Source organism: Acinetobacter sp. SwsAc2 (genome assembly GCF_013391465.1).
Classification (GTDB): Bacteria; Pseudomonadota; Gammaproteobacteria; order Pseudomonadales; family Moraxellaceae; genus Acinetobacter; species Acinetobacter johnsonii.
The window spans coordinates 19272-37100 of record NZ_JACBEZ010000009.1 but is presented as its reverse complement, the minus strand read 5'-3'; the positions used below and the strand labels follow the sequence as shown (position 1 = coordinate 37100).

12 protein-coding genes and 1 pseudogene are annotated in these 17829 nt (G+C 41.6%); 3 read left to right on the top strand and 10 right to left on the bottom strand.

All coding sequences use genetic code 11. From position 1 onward, the window contains the following. Nucleotides 1-10: 10 nt before the first annotated feature. From pstA to HYI04_RS05865, 5 genes are all read right to left on the bottom strand, one after another. A complete protein-coding gene (gene pstA / locus HYI04_RS05885) occupies nucleotides 11-1399 on the bottom strand; it encodes a phosphate ABC transporter permease PstA (RefSeq protein ID WP_178896004.1) in 1389 nt (462 codons plus the stop codon). Continuing rightward, the gene (gene pstC, locus HYI04_RS05880; protein WP_058952075.1) at nucleotides 1399-2778 is read right to left on the bottom strand and encodes a phosphate ABC transporter permease subunit PstC; all 1380 of its coding nucleotides are present in this window, start codon (nucleotides 2776-2778) and stop codon (nucleotides 1399-1401) included. Before pstC ends, pstA begins: the two co-directional genes overlap by 1 nt. 104 nt (nucleotides 2779-2882) lie before the next feature. Continuing rightward, nucleotides 2883-3908, bottom strand: a complete 1026-nt coding sequence (locus HYI04_RS05875) for a substrate-binding domain-containing protein (protein WP_004693599.1) — start codon at nucleotides 3906-3908, stop codon at nucleotides 2883-2885. Nucleotides 3909-5004: 1096 nt separating this feature from the next. Then, a complete protein-coding gene (locus HYI04_RS05870; RefSeq protein ID WP_058952076.1) occupies nucleotides 5005-6537 on the bottom strand; it encodes an aspartate aminotransferase family protein in 1533 nt (510 codons plus the stop codon). Nucleotides 6538-6539: 2 nt separating this feature from the next. Continuing rightward, nucleotides 6540-7913, bottom strand: coding sequence for a diaminobutyrate--2-oxoglutarate transaminase (locus tag HYI04_RS05865; RefSeq protein WP_010326460.1), 1374 nt, complete (start codon nucleotides 7911-7913; stop codon nucleotides 6540-6542). A gap of 474 nt (nucleotides 7914-8387) precedes the next feature. Between HYI04_RS05865 and HYI04_RS05860 the strand changes: the two genes are divergently transcribed. From HYI04_RS05860 to HYI04_RS05850, 3 genes are all read left to right on the top strand, one after another. Continuing rightward, nucleotides 8388-9089: an SIMPL domain-containing protein gene (locus HYI04_RS05860; RefSeq protein ID WP_010326459.1), complete on the top strand. Its 702-nt coding sequence runs from the start codon at nucleotides 8388-8390 to the stop codon at nucleotides 9087-9089. 192 nt (nucleotides 9090-9281) lie between these two features. Further along, complete coding sequence (locus tag HYI04_RS05855; RefSeq protein ID WP_178896003.1) at nucleotides 9282-11477, top strand: TonB-dependent siderophore receptor; 2196 nt, start codon at nucleotides 9282-9284, stop codon at nucleotides 11475-11477. A gap of 128 nt (nucleotides 11478-11605) precedes the next feature. Beyond that, nucleotides 11606-12202, top strand: a complete 597-nt coding sequence (locus HYI04_RS05850; RefSeq protein WP_010326458.1) for a phosphatase PAP2 family protein — start codon at nucleotides 11606-11608, stop codon at nucleotides 12200-12202. 1793 nt (nucleotides 12203-13995) lie between these two features. Here the strand turns inward: HYI04_RS05850 and ssb are convergent. From ssb to HYI04_RS05825, 5 genes and pseudogenes are all read right to left on the bottom strand, one after another. Continuing rightward, a pseudogene (gene ssb, locus HYI04_RS05845) lies at nucleotides 13996-14319 on the bottom strand (single-stranded DNA-binding protein); the annotation flags it as partial. 10 nt (nucleotides 14320-14329) lie between these two features. Further along, nucleotides 14330-14746 carry a hypothetical protein gene (locus HYI04_RS05840; RefSeq protein ID WP_178896001.1) on the bottom strand — a complete coding sequence of 139 codons (417 nt, stop codon included), beginning with the start codon at nucleotides 14744-14746 and terminating at the stop codon, nucleotides 14330-14332. A 98-nt stretch (nucleotides 14747-14844) separates the two neighbouring features. Continuing rightward, entirely contained in the window at nucleotides 14845-17052 is a 2208-nt protein-coding gene (locus tag HYI04_RS05835) for a DUF3631 domain-containing protein (RefSeq protein ID WP_178896000.1), read from the bottom strand. Beyond that, nucleotides 17036-17446 (bottom strand): hypothetical protein, encoded by a 411-nt coding sequence (locus HYI04_RS05830; protein WP_178895999.1) that lies wholly within the window; start codon nucleotides 17444-17446, stop codon nucleotides 17036-17038. The genes HYI04_RS05835 and HYI04_RS05830 overlap by 17 nt, the downstream gene beginning before the upstream one ends. Further along, nucleotides 17439-17825 (bottom strand): hypothetical protein, encoded by a 387-nt coding sequence (locus HYI04_RS05825; protein ID WP_256732930.1) that lies wholly within the window; start codon nucleotides 17823-17825, stop codon nucleotides 17439-17441. The genes HYI04_RS05830 and HYI04_RS05825 overlap by 8 nt, the downstream gene beginning before the upstream one ends. Nucleotides 17826-17829: the final 4 nt, after the last annotated feature.

The following is a 17829-nucleotide window of genomic DNA, read 5'->3' as shown; positions in this document are numbered from 1 at the left end:
TTGCCCTCACTTACCAACGGACTTCAAATTTCTTACGTAACCAAATTGCAATACTGTTGAGTCCAATCATCATTGCAAGCAGAACAATAATCGCAGCTGCTGTACGTCCTTCGAAGAAGTTACGCAGCTCATTACCTTGCCACAAGAAAATCTGTACAGGTAAAGCACTCGATTGATCAAATGGAGTTGTAGGTACACTTGCAACAAATGCACTCATACCAATTAATAACAGCGGTGCAGTCTCACCTAATGCTTGCGCTACACCAATAATTGCACCTGTTAGAATCCCTGGTAGTGCAAGTGGTAAAACGTGATGGAATACGGTTTGTACACGTGAAGCACCTAGCCCTAAAGCGGCCTGACGAATTGAAGGTGGTACAGCTTTCAACGATGCACGTGTCGTAATAATCACCGTTGGTAAAGTCATTAAGCTCAGCACCAAACCACCGACCAATGGCGCAGAAAGCGGTAAATGCATCCAGCCAATAAAGATCGCAGCACCGAGCAAACCAAAGACAATTGATGGTACAGCTGCAAGGTTGTTAATATTGACTTCAATGACATCAGTGATCCAGTTTTTAGGCGCAAATTCTTCAAGATAAATTGCAGATGCCACGCCAATTGGAATCGAAATAATGATCACGATCAGCATCATGAACAGCGACCCCATGAATGCCCCTGCTAAACCTGAAGTTGCAGGAGAACTACGCGAGTCTGGACTGACAAAGATGTTGGTATTGAAAGTATTTTCCATTACCCCTGAAGCTTTCATTTCATCGGCAAGTTGACGAACTTCTGGGCTCAACTGTTGCTGTTCATCAGGCAAACTACGGTCAATATTTCCTGCGAGCCACACATCAACGTTTGCATCAGCAAGCACTTTAATGTCTTCTTTCTTACCGACCAATGATGGATCTTTCATCACCATATCACGTAAGCGATATGCTTCAGAACTAGTGTACAAAGAAGCCAAGTCATCTCGTTTAGAAGCAAGTGCTGGATCTTTTGCAATCATGGCATTCACGATTAAAGCATCCCAATCCACCATACCCATTTCAGTTTGCCAAGCAATAAAACGCTCTTCAAACTGTGCTGGAGATTCACCTGCACGCTGTACAGGTTTTGCACCTGTCGTAATAATGGCAGGGTCAAAGTACACGGGTAAACTCATGCTACTTTGCCAAAAAGCAGGTAAGCCTTTCGATAAAATACTGCCAAAAAGTAGCGCGACAAAGAATAAACCTGCAATCACTGCTGAGAAACCAAAGAAACGAAAGCTTTTTTCTTTACGGTGACGTTTTGCCAATGAATTACTGATCGTTTGCTTACGCTTTTCTCGTAATTCTGCCGCATGTTGTGGATCAAATACTTGATCTGCTGTGCTATTAGAAGTCGTCATTAGTCGTATTGCTCACGATATTTACGCACGATGTACAGTGCAACAATGTTCAAACCAAGCGTAATTACAAAGAGGGTCAGACCTAGTGCAAATGCCACCAAAGCTTGCGGGCTTGCAAAGTCAGTATCACCGGTCAATTGGTTTACGATGGTAATGGTCACAGTTGAAATGGCTTCAAGTGGATTGGCATGCAATAAAGGACTATTCCCTGCTGCAAGCACCACAATCATGGTCTCACCGATGGCACGTGACGCTGCAAGCAAGAACGCGCCGATAATGCCCGGAAGTGCTGCAGGTATCACCACCTGACGAATGGTTTCAGACTTTGTCGCACCCAAACCTAATGAGCCATCACGTAATGCACGTGGCACCTGCGTGATAATGTCATCAGACAGCGATGATACGAAAGGAATAATCATGATCCCCATGACGAAACCAGCAGTGAGTGCGCTGGTTGCGTTGATGTGTAAACCAACGGATTCGCCAAGCATTTTAAAGAATGGGCCAATGATCATCAGTGCAAATACACCGTAAACAATGGTTGGAATCCCTGCGAGCACTTCAATGGTTGGTTTTGCCCATGAGCGGAAACCAGAAGATGCATATTCAGCAAGATAGATCGCGATCATTAAACCCACAGGGACTGCAACCAAGAGTGCAATACCACTGACCATTAAGGTGCCCCAAAGTAGAGGAAGCAAACCATAACTGCCCTCTGCACTACCTGAAGTACTAAAACCTGGGTTCCATTCTGTACCGAAGAAAAAGTCGAGTGGACTCACGAAGTGGAAGAATCGCATCGCTTCGCTGAACATCGACATCACGATACCAATCGTGGTTAGAATCGCGACACCAGAACAGAGCGCAAGTGCAACATTAATGGTTTTTTCAACTTGGTTACGCGCGCGGAATTGAGTTGCAATGCGCTTTTTCGCAGCGACTAAACCTGCCAGTGCAGCACAAATCACCACTGCAATTTTTGCAAATGTTCCAATGCTTTGAAACTTCGCCAGTTGCTCCGCAGCAGCAAGCTCATACGCGGCTGGTGTATCTGTGACACCAAAACCTGAGGCAATCGCTTCTACACGGTTAATCAACACATCCGTACTAGCAGCATCTAAGGTTGCAGCGACTTGTGCTGGCACGTGATTTAACACCACATGATTCAAAACATTTGGTTCAACAATATTCCAAACAATCAAAATTAAAAAAGCAGGGATACCACACCACAAAGCCACTAACGCACCGTAATACCCCGGACGTGAGTGTAATTTTGCAGAATTATTTCCCTTACCTGCTAAGTTACGGCTCTGACTTAAGCCCATTTGATAGGCTATGGCAATCAGTGCCAATAACACACCTATAAGTAGCAGATTCATGTATTCTCCACGGTTCTTTCAATTTTCATTATTTGAAAAAACTTAATCCTAGTAAAAAACGTCAAAGGTAGGACTTGCCTACCGTTGACTGTTTCTACGCTTAATTACTTAACCGCTTTGCCTGCTTTGAAGTTCGCAAGAACTGCTGCACGCTCTTTGTCTGACATTGAGATCAAACCAGCACGCTCAAGCTTAGAACCTTTACCTGATACTTTCTTGCTGATGAAGTATTCCGTGTATTCTTTTAAGCCTTTGATTGATTTCAAGTGCTCACCCTTCACGTAAAAGAATAGTGGGCGAGAAACTGGGTATGAACCATTCAAAATCGTCTTTTCAGATGGTGCAACATTGTTCACTGTAGCTACGCGTAACTTGTCACGGTTTTGGTCGTAGAAACCCAAACCAAACACACCTACTGCGCTAGGCGAGGTTTTTAAGCGCGCTAAAGTTTCAGTGTAGTCACCCGCAATCTCAATCACTTTGCCGTCTTTACGGAAAGTTGAACATGCTTTCTTTTGTGCATCTTTATCCATTGCTTTGATTGCTGCATAAGTTTCGCAGCCTGCATCAACCATTTTTTCTTGGAACACTTCACGTGTACCGTGGTTTGATGCTGGAATCACTAAAGTGATTGGTTCGTTTGGAAGGCTTTTGTCAATTTGGTTCCAACGTGTATATGGGTTTGCAACCATTTTACCGTTAGATGGTAACTGCGCTGCTAAAGCTGCATAGACGTGCTGTGGACGTAATTTATATGCTGCTTTGCTTGCATTTGAAGCGAATACAATACCGTCATAGCCAATTTTGATTTCGATCACTTGGTTCACACCAGCTTTCTTACAAGCAGCTAATTCTGTATCTTTAATTTTACGAGATGCGTTTGCGATATCAATTGTGTTATCACCCACACCATTACAGAACTGTTTTAAGCCACCTGAAGAACCGCCAGAACCAACAACTGGTGCTTTAAATTGTGGGAAAGTATTGCCAAATTCTTCAGCAACAATACTTGCATATGGTAAAACTGTTGAAGAACCCGCAATTTGGATTGTGTCACGAGCTGCGTTTGCCGTGGTTGCTACAGCTGCCCCAGAAACTACTACTGCAAGTGCGATATGGTTTAAGCGCATATTTGTTATCTCACATATTAAACATTTTGAAGTACGCCACTTTTTATTCAGTCTTGTACTTTTTTGGATAACTGCATTTTGATTTCAGAATATGACAAGCAAGTTACAGCATTGTGACACTTTCATGATGTTTATTTTTATTTTTATTTTTCCATGATTCGTTACACTTTGTTCAATTTCACCCAGTCTAAACACGTAAAGAATTTTTCTTATTTCGATATACCGAGAGTGCGTAATTCATTTTACATAAACATCTTTTACGCTTTTATAAAAAATAAAACACATTTAGAATCAATACATAAAGCAAAAAAGAACTCCATAGACTTTGATTTATTTAACATTGAATATCCCTTCTAATCTATAAAACTTTGCGTATACCTATATGCAAAATCCATATAAATTTTCGCCATTTGTCAGAATTTCATAACCTATAAATGACAAATGAGTGGTGTCATATTTAGAAAATTGAGCATCATTTAGGTCTTAATTTTTACCTTTTATCCCTTATTTATTACTGAAAAATAGCATGCTCATCTCAAATACGAGAGCAAATTTATGACTTTCAGACTCAGGTACTTTTCTTATTTTTAGAAATATTTGTCCGAATAATGGGTATTTCTGACGACACCGCTTTATCTTTTTTCTAAAAGATAGCTCAAAGAAGGAGATTTTGGGTTTCTCCTCCCCTTACTGCCGCCTTAACCATTCATTTTTCGTAATAAGCGTGACAAGTCATATGAGTGCGACATTTCCCATGACAGCTAGCCAAACACGTTTATTTACCCCCCAATTTTTCGGGATTATGATAAGGACTTGCCTGTCGTGCAGGTCATACCTTTAACTTGAAAATTCGTGAAGGAAATCATTTGCCTGTTGAAAATCAAAAGCCCGAATATTTAGCTTTAGTCTTAACTATTGAAGCTCATTTTCCTGAAAATCATAGTTGAAGCAGATATCGACAACTACTTCATAGAAAAATAAAGCATCTCCAACATAATTAAAATTAGAAACTTAGCCAGTGATGTTATGTTCTTTAATATTTAGAACACATAAAAAAGGAGCTGATATCAGCTCCTTTTTTAACACAAACAATCGATTAAGCAATTGCAGGTGTATAGGTTCCATCTGCGATTGGACCTTTGATACGATCCGCTTCTGCAAGGACAAGACTAAGCAGGTTCTTCACGTTATCTAAAGTCGCAACTGGACTTAAAGTCGTCATTTTCAATGATTGATTTTGGCCTACTTTAGTTACACCAATATTCGCTTCACCACGTGCAAACAATTCATCTGCAACGTTTTGGTTTAAGGTATCAAGCAATTCTACTGGATAGCCTGCTGGAACCACACGGAACAATACAGATGCAAATTGTGGATCAACCAACATCTCTAAACCAGCAGTTGCATTGATATAATCAGCAACGTCACGAGTTAAAGTAACGCCGTGGTCAATCATAGAACCATAGAGCTCTTCACCAAGTGCTTCAACAGTCATCCAAAGCTTCAACGCATCAAAACGACGGGTTGTTTGAAGTGACTTAGACACCAAGTTTGGCACGCCATGCTCTTCATCATAAGCTGAGTTTAAATACTCAGCTTCGTAGTGCATGAAACGATAGTTCGCTTCATCTTTTAACAAGAACGCACCACAAGAGATGGTTTGGAAGTAATGCTTATGGAAATCAAGCGTAATAGAGTCAGAAAGCTCGATCCCATCCAACATATCACGGTGATTGTTCGATAGGATTAAAGCACCGCCCCACGCCGCATCAATGTGCATCCACGCGCCATATTTGTTGGTGATTTCACGAATTTGCTTCAGTGGATCAATCGCACCTGCATCGGTTGTGCCCGCAGTTGCAACCACACATGCCACGATTTTACCTTCAGCTTGAAGGTGAGCCATGGTTTTTTCAAGTGCATCCACATCCATCTGAGCGTTTTCGTTCACAGGAACGGTTACGACTGATTGGAAACCCATGCCCATCATCGCCATGTTCTTTTGCACAGAGAAGTGTGCATTTTCAGAACAAATAACTTTGACGTTGCGCATCGCATCGCCCGGCACGCCATCACGCTGTACAGACCACGGATTACCGTTTTCGTCTTTCCAGTTTTTCGCAATACATGCATCACGTGCAAGCAGTACACCCATCAAGTTTGACTGTGTACCACCAGAAGTGAACACACCAGCTTGACCTGCACCATAACCCACTTTTTGACGAAGCCAGTCAATCAACTGAACTTCCATCAATGAACCTGCAGGACTTTGGTCCCAAGAATCCATTGATTGATTCGTTGCATTAATCAGCACTTCAGCAATTTGACTAGTCACCATAGTTGGGCAGTGCAAATGCGCGAGCGAGTGCGGGTGATGGACTTTTAAGCTTTTGTTTAAGAAAAGCTCAATCATACGTTCAAGTGACTTTTGTACACCCAAACCTTCTTTAGAAGGATTAAATGCAATCGCGCTGCGTAGCTCTTTAATGCTACCGCCTGTGTACATTTTATCATTTTGCAACCATGCTGCAACTGCTTTAGTCGCTTGGTCCATTGCTGACGAATAGTCAGCAATGGATGCAGCATCATTGCAGAGTAACGCCTTACGGTGTTCTGCAAAATCAACCATGATTACGCGCCTCGAGTTGCAACAAGTGCTTCAGCAATTGCTTTCTTAAAGCGAACAATTACTTCTTCACATTCAGCTTGAGTGATAATAAGTGGGCAAAGTAAACGAATCACTGTACCGTTACGACCGCCTTTTTCTAACAATAACTTGTTGTTAAAGCATGCCGCTTGAATCGCTGCTGCCAGTTGACCATCTGCAGGTAAAGACCCCATATGATCCGCTGGTTTACGCTCATCAACAATTTCAACACCAATCATCAAACCACGACCACGCACGTTACCGATACATAGGAACTCTTGAGCAAGCTTTTTAAATTCAGCTTGTAAGAAATCACCACGTTCTTGTGCATTTTGCGCAAGCTTTTGTTCTTTGATAGTTTTGATCGTTGCAAGACCAGTACCCATTGCCAATTGGTTACCACGGAAAGTACCCGTGTGACCTGCTGGCTGCCAAGCATCAAACTTACGTTTAATACCCAATACAGCAAGTGGTAAGCTACCACCAACGGCTTTAGACATTACTACTACGTCAGGTTCAATACCCGCATGTTCAAATGCGAACATTTTGCCTGAACGTGCAAAGCCTGCTTGAACTTCGTCAAGAATCAACACAATGTTGTGTTTTTCAGTCACTTCGCGGATTTTTTTCAACCATTTGGTTGGCGCTGTTACCACACCGCCTTCACCTTGAATTGCTTCAAGAATGACAGCAGCTGGCTTGGTTACACCACTTTCAACATCTTCAATGAAGTTTTCAAAGAAATATGTCAAAGCATCCACACCCGCTTCGCCACCTAAACCAAGTGGGCAACGGTATTCATGCGGATACGGCATAAATTGAACGCCTGGCATTAAACCATTTACAGCATTTTTCGCAGACAGATTACCTGTCATTGCAAGAGCGCCGTGCGTCATACCATGGTAGCCACCAGAGAAACTAATCACTGTGCTACGACCGGTATACGTCTTCGCTAATTTAATTGCTGCTTCCGTGCCATCTGCACCAGATGGACCACAGAACTGTAAACAATACTCTTCCTTACCGCCTGGTAATTGTTCAAGCAATGCTTCAGTAAATGCATCTTTTAAAGGTGTCGTTAAATCCAAAGTATGTAAAGGAAGGCCACTTGCAAGTGTATCTTGAATACTTTGAATTACCGCAGGATGATTATGGCCCAAAGCCAATGTTCCTGCCCCAGCTAAACAATCGAGGTACTCTGTACCTTCAACATCAGTAACCCAGCAGCCTAATGCTTTGGCTATCGCTAACGGTAATTTCCGTGGATAGCTACGAACATTGGATTCCATCTGACTTTGGCGAGTCAAATAGTATTCGTTAGTAGTATTAGTGGCAGGGTTTACAGAAGAAACGCTCATATCGAATTACCATCTCTGATATGGGTTGAAAGAAATAAGTCGGGTGACTTTTGGTCCTTTGACTCGGCGCTTTATAAATTCTAGTCAGATAGAGTTTGGATACTTCATAACTAGGAGGCGGATGATACAGAAATTTTCAATAAAATAAACAGCTTTTGCACATTATCTGCCAGAAATTTACTAAAAAAATATATCATGCCAAACCATAGCTTAAATTATCCTCTTATAGTGTGACAACGTAAAGAAAAGCCGATGAATTTATTTATTTTTCAACTTCGCCACAAAAATTCAAAATACTCACCTTGGTTGAAAAATAAGTTTTTGAAATAAATAGATTTATCTAGGTTTTTCTGAAAAATATTTTATACCTTTTTTTTACAATCGAACCACAATATTTTCGCAAATTCACCACAAATTGGCTTTAAGCTTTTTACAAATGTTGCAAAACTCCTCCTAAATAAAAAAGGAATAAAAATGCGTCAATTCTTCATCCCAGCAATCGCGCTTAGTGCTTTATTTAGCTCAGCAGTTTTTGCTCAGTCTGAGAACCAATTAAACTACAATATTGTCAATGTTCAGGCCGAGGCAACACGCCAAGTATCCAACGATTTAATGAATGCAACGCTTTACGTTGAACGTAGTAACAAACAACCTGCCGAGCTCGCTACACAAATTACGCAGCTGATGAATCAAGCCACAGCTTTAGCTCGTAAATATCCAAGCGTAAAAGTCGAAACAGGTTCTCAAACCACCTACCCAATTTACAACGATGACAACCAAAAGTTAAAAGAATGGCGTGGTCGTGCTGAAATTAATTTAGAAAGTACCGATTTTAAAGCGGCGAGCCAATTGATTGGTGAGCTACAGCAAAACTTCCAAACACAGTCAATCGGCTTCAGTGTGTCCGACACACAACGTAAGAAAGTGGAAAATGAGCTGATTGTTGAAGCATCGAAAAACTTTCAACAGCGTGCGCAATCATTAGCACAAGCATGGAGTAAGTCAGGTTATAACTTGGTTAACTTAAACATTAATACCAGCAACTACTACCCTCGCCCAGTCATGATGCGTGCAGAAAGTGCAAAATTTGCAGCAGCTGATGCGCCAATGCAAGATGTTGCAGGCGGTGAATCTAAAATCACTGTGAATGCAAATGGTACTGTTCAACTTAAATAATAGATTTCATTCAAATTCATCTCAAAAGCCATGTTAAACGTGGCTTTTTTATTGTGTATCCATCAATAAAACTTTAATTCGCCTATTAATTTTAGTGTTTTAATTGCAATAAGTGATAATGATTATTATTTAATTTCAACAAAGTTCAGCATATGATAGCCGCGCTCTTTATTATGGATTGCGCACAAAAGAATGATTTCATCACGTCTTCATCTGCAGGATCGCAGATTATTCAAAGCCAAACAACTCAGCATTGCGATTGGGCTTTCTATGAGCTGCTTGACCTATGCACAAGCAGAAGAACTCACTGAAGCAACGAGCAACAATGTGCTTCCGACCATCAAACTTGAAGCACAAGGCAACTGGTTAGAAGATGCCAATGCAGAGAAAGTGCAAAAGCATGCAGGCGCTCGTACGATTATTACTCGCAATCGCTTAGATGAGGTTGCTGCGACTTCAATTAAAGATGCCCTGAAGCAAGTGCCTGGTGTTCAAGTCCAAGAAAATAATGGTACTGGTGGCAGTGATGTTTCACTCAATATTGGGGTCCGTGGTTTAGCCTCTCGTTTATCTCCTCGTTCTACAGTACTGCTTGATGGTGTCCCGCTATCATTTGCGCCTTATGGACAGCCTCAGCTTTCTCTAGCACCAGTATCATTAGGCAATATTGAATCTGTAGATGTGGTTCGTGGTGCAGGCTCTGTACGTTTTGGGCCGCAGAACGTGGGCGGTATCATTAACTTTGCAACTCGCGCGATTCCTAAAGAGTTTGCAGGTAATGTCAGCCTAACGACCGAATATGCTTCGGGTACAGATCAAGTTAAATACAGCCCGAACCTATTTGTAGGCGGAACCTTCGATAATGGTTTAGGCCTTGCTTTACTGTATTCTGGCACAAAAGGTGATGGCTACCGTGAAGCCAATAATAAAACTGACATTGATGATGTCATGTTAAAAACGGCCTATCAAATTACAGATGCTGATGCGATTGCCTTAAACCTACATCACTATGAAGGTTATGGTGAAATGCCTGAAGGCTTAACTGCCGAAAAATATGCACAAAACCCTTATCAGTCAAATAAGTCACGTAATTATTTCTCTGGTCGCCGCTCAGATGTGTCATTCCGCTATACACATCAAGATGAAAAAAATAACTTTGAATTGCTGACCTATTATATTGACTCATTTCGCACGAGCGACTTAGAGACAGATGTTAGTGCAACGACTTCGCGTTTGGACATCTCTCCACGCGACTACAAAGTTTTTGCGATTGAACCGCGCTGGTCTCATGCATACCAATTAGGCAACTCAAATAGCGAATTCACTATCGGCTATCGTTATTTAGATGAAGATAGCTCTGAGTTCTCAGGTCGCTCATCGACATATGCATTGAATGCACCTGTGACCGAAATTAAAGCACGTACCACGAGTGAAGGTGGCACTAAAGCACATGCGATTTATGCAGATAACCGCTTCGATTTAGGTAACTGGGTCATCACACCGGGACTACGTTTTGAATCAATTGAAACGCATAACAATTTTACTGCCTATAACCAAGGCGTAGCAGTTAATACCGTTTCTCCAAAAATTGATTCACATGAGTTTTTACCCAGCCTATCGGTCATGTATAAAGCAACAGACAATTGGAACATTTTTGCCAATGCGGGCGTTTCATTCGGCCCACAGCAATATAACCAATTGGCACGTTTAGAAGGTGGTGTTGCACAAAGCACAACTGATGGCTTGCATCCTGAAAAGTCCAATAACTATGAAATTGGGACGAAATATTTAGGCAATGGTCTAAATGCAGAATTAACCGCGTTTTATTTAGACTTCAAAAAAGAGTTAATTTTAGAACGCGATGCCCAGAACAATGGCATTTGGACAGACTTAGGCGCAACCAGCCACAAAGGTGTAGAACTTGGTCTGGCTTATGACTTTGCCTATTTAACCGATGCGCTTGAGGGCTTAAAACTCTATAGCAACTACACCTTCACCAAAGCTGTGGCTGAAGCAGGCGACTTTGAAGACAAAGATCTTCCATTCTACTCACGTCACACAGCAAATGTTGGTTTAGGCTATAAAGTGAATCAATGGAGAGTCAATGCAGATATGTTTGCCCAATCTAAGCAGCATTCTCCAGGTTCGGGTGATACCTATCAAACTGACGAATCGGCTGATGGAAAATTAGGTGATATTCCAGGTTATTCCACTTTTGCCGTGCGTACAGCATATGACTTTGGTGAGCAATTTCACGGTTTAAAAATCGCGGGTGGCGTTAAAAACGTGTTTGATAAACAATATTTCACACGTTCTACTGACTCAACAGGCGGAAAATATGTAGGGCAACCACGTACCTTCTACCTTCAAACGTCATTTGATTTCTAAAACTGAAAGCTAATTAGTTCAACTACATTGAACTGTTAAAAAAGACTACATTTTTGTGGTCTTTTTTATTTTAACAATATGACAAAATTATGACTCTCTTCCGTACTTTATAAACACAATCCACTTTCATGACTCTTTCAGAACTTAATTTATCGCTTTTTTCATGGATTAATGCTTCTCCTGAAGCCACTAATACCAGTATTCATTTTGCCATTTTTATCGCCAATGACCTGCTCTATTGTATGATTTTACTGTTTGCTTGGTTTTGGCTACGTGGTAACTATGACACTAAAAAACAGATATTGAAGGCGTTTATTTTTACCAGTATCGCCATTTTGATCAGCCAATGTATTTCTCATGTGTATTATCACCCACGGCCTTTTGTCATGGAGGTCGGACGCACTCTCATTTACCATGCACCCAATGGCTCTTTTCCAAGTGACCATATGCTGATTTTTAGCAGTATCGCCTTTTCTTATCTATTCTCTGCGCAGCGTAAACTGGGAATTTTTCTCTTGGTCATGGCTTGGCTGGTTGCATGGTCACGTGTCTATCTTGGTGTACATTTTCCTTTAGATATGCTCGGCGCTTTTCTATTGGCTTTTGCCTTAAACTTCTTTGGATTAAAGCTTTGGAATCTCTATAAAGAGAAAATCATGCAATGGGCACTCACCCTTCACTTTTACTTATTTAAGCCCCTCATTCAAAAAGGCTATATCAAATAACTTTTGCTTTAAAACAAAAAATCCCGCTCGAAAGCGGGATTTTTTTTAATGCATTTAAATCAGTAGATCGCCATGTGGTAGCGATATATAAAACGCATAAGATACTGTTTTAATTATATTATTTTATGAGGTCAAAATATTTAACCTCCCATTTAACCTCCGTATGAGTTCTGTACCCCCCTATTTTGAGCAATAAATTATTTTTCTGATTGATTAATTATTTTCAATTTTACGCATTGGTGTAAGTTGAGGTTTTCAGTCTGCCTCGCGCGCGCGCGCGTTTTCTTGATTCTCTAGCACTTCAACAATTGTTTGCTGTGTTTTTTCGCTCCCACCATTCAATTGAAGCGGAATAGAGTATTTAAAGCTGCTCCCCTTACTGGTGGCTCAGATTTAGAATCTTATCCTTTGTGAGTGACTTTGAGGTACTCGCTCCCTCGCGTGCGCGCGCGTAGTTGTTGCGAAATGCAAAATTGCGCTGTCATACTGTTAGTAAATGTTAGTTTTTTCGGACTGCTTTAAAAGAGAAAACCTGATAAAACATGAGATTCAGAACGGCGTAAATCCTAAGTAATCCTAAGTTCAAAACCTCACATTTGGAACGCCGTAGCAGTTAACAAAAAGTTAACTTTTTAACAAAAACAGAAATTTTTTTATACGTGCGATTGGCTGCGGTCTAGGTTTTTGAATCATGGTACAGCTATTCACCATCCCCCCACTGGTTAGCCAACGCAATTTTGCGCTCACCTTAGAAAACAATAATTTATTGATAGAACAATCAACACTTGCACTCTATAAAAAGAGATGCAAGCCTGCTGCTATCGTATCTGTAAGGGTGAAGCACTGTGCAAGTCCTGTTTAATCCCATGATGGTTTTAAACCATGTCTATTCATAAAGGCATGAAAGTTTGCAATGCAATATTGCTCTGACTTTCGTTCTAGTTTGTCATGCCTCTGCACCAATCTGTTATAGGTTGAATGGTGCATCCCTTTAGGCTTCAACTTATGCCACGACTTCATGAATGCGGTGTCATACTGCCAGTTAAGTTTATCCCTGATTTTATACATACCAACTCGGGTGCTTTCTAGCTTGCAACTCTGCTGTGTGCTGTAGTTCAGTTTGTGGCAAGTTCTACAGAAAAACATTGAATTGCGTAGGTATAGCTTTGCAACTCGCTTAGAACACTTTGGGCAATTGAACCAATACCGCTTGCCACCGTAGTTGCATGGTGTTGTGACAATATCCACCGTATAGCTGTACTGTTGGTCACTGCATGTATATTGCAGCATCAAGCCATTGTTACTATATAAATATGAGATAGAGGAAAATACTTCTTGATTGCTGCCTTTTCGCCACACCCATGAACCACTACCGCCACCATTAAATACTTTATATCGAGCCATAGTGCGGCTGTCTAAGCTCAAACAATCCTCAACCTGACTGTGTGTTTTTTGCATAAATAACTTTACCTCAATTCGCAAGTATTAAATCAGGCTCAATGCCTTATGTACTCTGTGTTTCAGTCATTTTACAGTGTTTTTCAATATGAAATTTCACTAATGATTTAGGTTGGCAATCAAGGTCTAGGTTTTGTCTAATTAGACTTTGCCGATCTAATGCGGTCTAAGATGCCCAGTTATCAAGTAATACTTGAATACTGAATTACAGCCAAAAAAATACCCATACTGGGGAGTATGGGCAAAACTAAAAACTACAGCGATTTTTCTACATCAATTATAAAACAGTTTACTGCTCACTTGCTTTGCAGTTGGTCGGAAAGTGAAGTGCATCATAGCAATTGCAGAACATCCGCCTTTATCTCTGTGACCTCCCGATCTGCACCGCTTTGGTCTTTCCACTTCCTTGTTCTCAAGCTGCCCTCAATATAAACCTTGCTGCCTTTCTTGAGGTACTTGCTAGCAATCTCTGCCAATCGGTTGTTGGTGCTGATTCTGTGCCATTCTGTAGCCTCTTTGCGCTCTCCAGTGGACTTGTCTTTCCAGTGTTCAGTAGTCGCCACGCTAAAATTGGTAACGCTACCGCCGTTTGGAAAGTTCTTAGTTTCAGGGTCACGACCTAATACACCCATTACGATTGCTTTGTTCACGTTTGGCATTGTTCAATTCTCAACTGTGTATAAATTCGCATGGCATAGATAGCCAAGCATTAAATGCTGCCCCTGTGTTGTCATCGGGCATATAGTCCTGCTCTAGTTGGTCGGGGGTAGTGAGCAATGTTTTTGCATGGTCAAAATATACAAGCTGCTCGCTTTGAATGAGCAATCTTTCGATGATATGCAATTCAGCATCATTGACCTTTAACACACCCTTAACTGTTTCTCTCCATTCGCTTGCTGCTATACGTGCGGTCACGATAGGTACGCCGTTATAGCGGAAATGGGTGCGCTTGCGGTCTAGCAGCCAATGGTAGCCATCTAGCGCACGTTTAACCAACATTGATAGGTCACGGCTTGTATGTTTCAGGTACTCAATCAAAATGGGTTTGTTGGCTCTCAATTCCTCCAGTAGTTCATCAGGTGGCATGATTGGGCTTTCCCATCTCAACTGATTAGGGGGAGCGATAAATAATCTGCACTGGTACGACTTCGCCAACTGAATTATGTGTAGTGCTTTTTGCATGTTCATACGCCACCCCCGAACATATCAAGCGTCTTTGTGTCTATCACTTCTTTAGGCGGTGATGCTTTAGCCTTTACCTGTTTTTTTGGTGTTGTTACCTCGTTACAATGCTGTTCACACCCTGTTACCCCATTTTGAAACGTTACATCGTTACAATCCTTGTGTGGCGTGGGTTTGAGCGGTTTTTGAAACGTTACATCATTCTTTTGTGTAACGCTTTGATTTTCGCTGTAAGCCTTGTGTAGCGTGGGTTGTAACGTTGTTACGTTTTGAATCCCTGCATCAGGGATGTAACGCTTAAACGCATCATCAAATTGGCTTAACTCATACCCGCTTTTGACAACTGTGCCGATACGCACTTTTTTGGATTTAATGCCAAAATACTTCAACCGAGTTGCAAGCTGATTTTGTGTTATTGGCTTTCCTCTATTCCAAGTTGCCCAAGTGTTTTCCTCGTCTGCATTGAGCGCATCAACCAATCCACCGCTAAACATATTTTTATGACCATGCTGCCCAAAAATTTGCTTTATATCTGTGAGTAGTTGCTCGTTTACGCTGAGGCTTGCAATCTCTGCCCCATCAATCTGTAACGCTGCATGATTTGCTTTTGCAAGCCATTCATCACTAGCAAGTTGAGCAATAATAAAAAGACTTTCCCAGTTGTCCTGCGCTCGGTCATGCAGTTGCTCGGGTAGTTGTGGGCGTGTGGTCTTGATAGCTTCAAAATTATCATTTACCCAACGTAGGCATTTACGTCTGACGTTGTGCCACTCGGCTTGATCTGCATGTCGTAAACGCTGCTTTTGTTCACTAGGGAGTTTTCTCCGTAACTCCAAAATAATTGAGCGGTCTTTGATGGTTTCAGGTAGATGACCAATACCGCTAATCGCTTTAGCACAGTAGACATTGAATCGTTTAGGCTTGTTATCATCCCCATCACAACGAACAACAAACGCATTTTTTCGGCTGTGACCTGCATTAATCACACCTCGCAAGTCCTCATTTTCTTTTAGGAACGTATCCGCTTCATCAATCAGCAATGTGGGTTTCCATTCCTCAATAGCTCGGTACATCGCAGGTGATGAGATATTAGAGGTAGGCAATGGCTTATAACAAAGCTCGCCAATCAGCGTTAAAAGTTGAGTTTTGCCGCATCGTTTTTCAGGTGCGGTAATACATGCGATTGGTGCAATCTGCATGGCATCAATCGCCCACGTGTAGAGAATCCATAACGCTGCTGCTATTCGGGTCTGAGGCTCACAAGCAATATGGTCATTCACGATCTGCTCAATACTATTCAGTAAATCATGACCGCTAACAGACGTGTGCCACGCTTCCACATGCTCAAAAAAATCATCCCGATGCTTGTTTTCGGCTATCTCTTTTCGTTTGGCTTTAACAAGTTTATCTAGGACGCTTGCACGTATGCCTAGCTGCTCGGCTTCTGCTGTACGTGTCTGCTCATATTGCAACTCTGTAAGGTTAGCCAATCGCAAAATGTCATTGTCCAGTGGGTCGGCTTCTGCTTCCTCCAGTGGTGGCAATAGCTCAATCGCATCATTTAAAAACGCCTGCACATCCTCCACGCTTTCATACTGTGAAAGGTCACATGCTAGGTCATCTTGATATTGATTCAATAACCTGACGGCGGTGTTTTCTTCCAGTGGTTTAAATGCTTCTAGGTGTTCAGGTCGGACTGGCATATAAAGCTGCTGATAGCCTGCCTGTGTTAATTGATTAATCACAAATTGCATTTGTTCAAAATCAAACGGCTTTAACACTGGTAGAGTTGAGTTGCACAATGTCGGGAGTAGCACCAAAGCAACGGCGTAACCTGTTTGAGCAATCTTAAAAAATGCCTCTAGGTTGTAGGTCACAATAACTGGCTTGGCATGGTCAAAATGACCATACCTTGCAAAGCCTTTGGCTAGTCCATCGGGAATGACTGCGACTGTCTTGTTATCCTGCATCACAGCACATTGAACAAGCTCCATTTGTCCATTGTAGATAGGCAAAATAATAGGACTGTCATAGCTAACGCCGTTAATGGTGACAATGCTGTCATCAACATGAATCGACTGTTCAGGACTGCCAAAACGCTGCACAAGCTCATGCTCAATGTATGCCTTATCTGTTGGCATAAGCTCCGTGCAATGCGCTAGAATATCCAAAGGCTTGAGTAGCTCGGGGGTGTCATGGTGTAGTGTCATGTTCACCCCCTTTCATTACATAATCCACCGCAACTTCTAATAATTTATCTAATGAGCTACAAGCTAGGGTTAGTCCGTATATAGCTGCTGCTGTATGCCCTTTTGCTAGGTTTAAATGCGCAAGTTCTTCAAGCGTGTATAGGATGCCAGTAGCAAGATTAACAATCATTGAGATGTCTAGGGTTGTTTTTGCGCTCGCACTTTCAATATCTTCTAAAGCCGCATTTGCTAGTGTTTCGCATACTTCAAGCATCGCCTTTGCTTTGGCATCTGATATGTCGTGTTGGTCATAGCTCACATATAAGCGAAGCAATGTGCCCTCCAGTGATTCAATAATCACTTGAGAATTTTCTAAAAAGTTTTGAGCGGTTTTATTTGAGATAGATTTAGGCATGATGATTGCCTCCTTGAATTTTTGAGTTTTGAGAAGTTTCACCAATATAAAACTGGTGAGGGGATTCACTCTCGGCTTCAAAGTAACCGCCCAACATATTCGCCATTGCTGACTTATTTTGTTGTGTCATCCCCTCATAGAGGGATTGCAGCCTTGTTGGCGTAGCTGAAACGCTTGCGCTTGTTTTCTGCGCAGCTTGAGAGGCTTTGCAAAACTTGGGCACAATAAAACCACAATGACGCTGTGGGGTGACGCTTTGAATTTTCGAGAGGTCTACAGCATAAGCGGAACGGCTTAGACTTGCAATAACAAAGCAAAACAAAACAAAGCACATGCCTAAAAGTAGTCCTTTAAACATTTCAAAAAATAGCTCTTTCATGCTG

Bases quoted from the DNA above. Each gene is read 5' to 3' on its own strand.
- HYI04_RS05835 (WP_178896000.1), bottom strand. From the start codon at position 17,052: ATGACACTACACCATGACACCCCCGAGCTACTCAAGCCTTTGGATATT.
- HYI04_RS05860 (WP_010326459.1), top strand. From the start codon at position 8,388: ATGCGTCAATTCTTCATCCCAGCAATCGCGCTTAGTGCTTTATTTAGC.
- HYI04_RS05865 (WP_010326460.1), bottom strand. From the start codon at position 7,913: ATGAGCGTTTCTTCTGTAAACCCTGCCACTAATACTACTAACGAATAC.
- HYI04_RS05830 (WP_178895999.1), bottom strand. From the start codon at position 17,446: ATGCCTAAATCTATCTCAAATAAAACCGCTCAAAACTTTTTAGAAAAT.
- HYI04_RS05850 (WP_010326458.1), top strand. From the start codon at position 11,606: ATGACTCTTTCAGAACTTAATTTATCGCTTTTTTCATGGATTAATGCT.
- HYI04_RS05825 (WP_256732930.1), bottom strand. From the start codon at position 17,825: ATGAAAGAGCTATTTTTTGAAATGTTTAAAGGACTACTTTTAGGCATG.
- pstC (WP_058952075.1), bottom strand. From the start codon at position 2,778: ATGAATCTGCTACTTATAGGTGTGTTATTGGCACTGATTGCCATAGCC.
- HYI04_RS05840 (WP_178896001.1), bottom strand. From the start codon at position 14,746: ATGCCACCTGATGAACTACTGGAGGAATTGAGAGCCAACAAACCCATT.
- HYI04_RS05875 (WP_004693599.1), bottom strand. From the start codon at position 3,908: ATGCGCTTAAACCATATCGCACTTGCAGTAGTAGTTTCTGGGGCAGCT.
- pstA (WP_178896004.1), bottom strand. From the start codon at position 1,399: ATGACGACTTCTAATAGCACAGCAGATCAAGTATTTGATCCACAACAT.
- HYI04_RS05870 (WP_058952076.1), bottom strand. From the start codon at position 6,537: ATGGTTGATTTTGCAGAACACCGTAAGGCGTTACTCTGCAATGATGCT.
- HYI04_RS05855 (WP_178896003.1), top strand. From the start codon at position 9,282: ATGATTTCATCACGTCTTCATCTGCAGGATCGCAGATTATTCAAAGCC.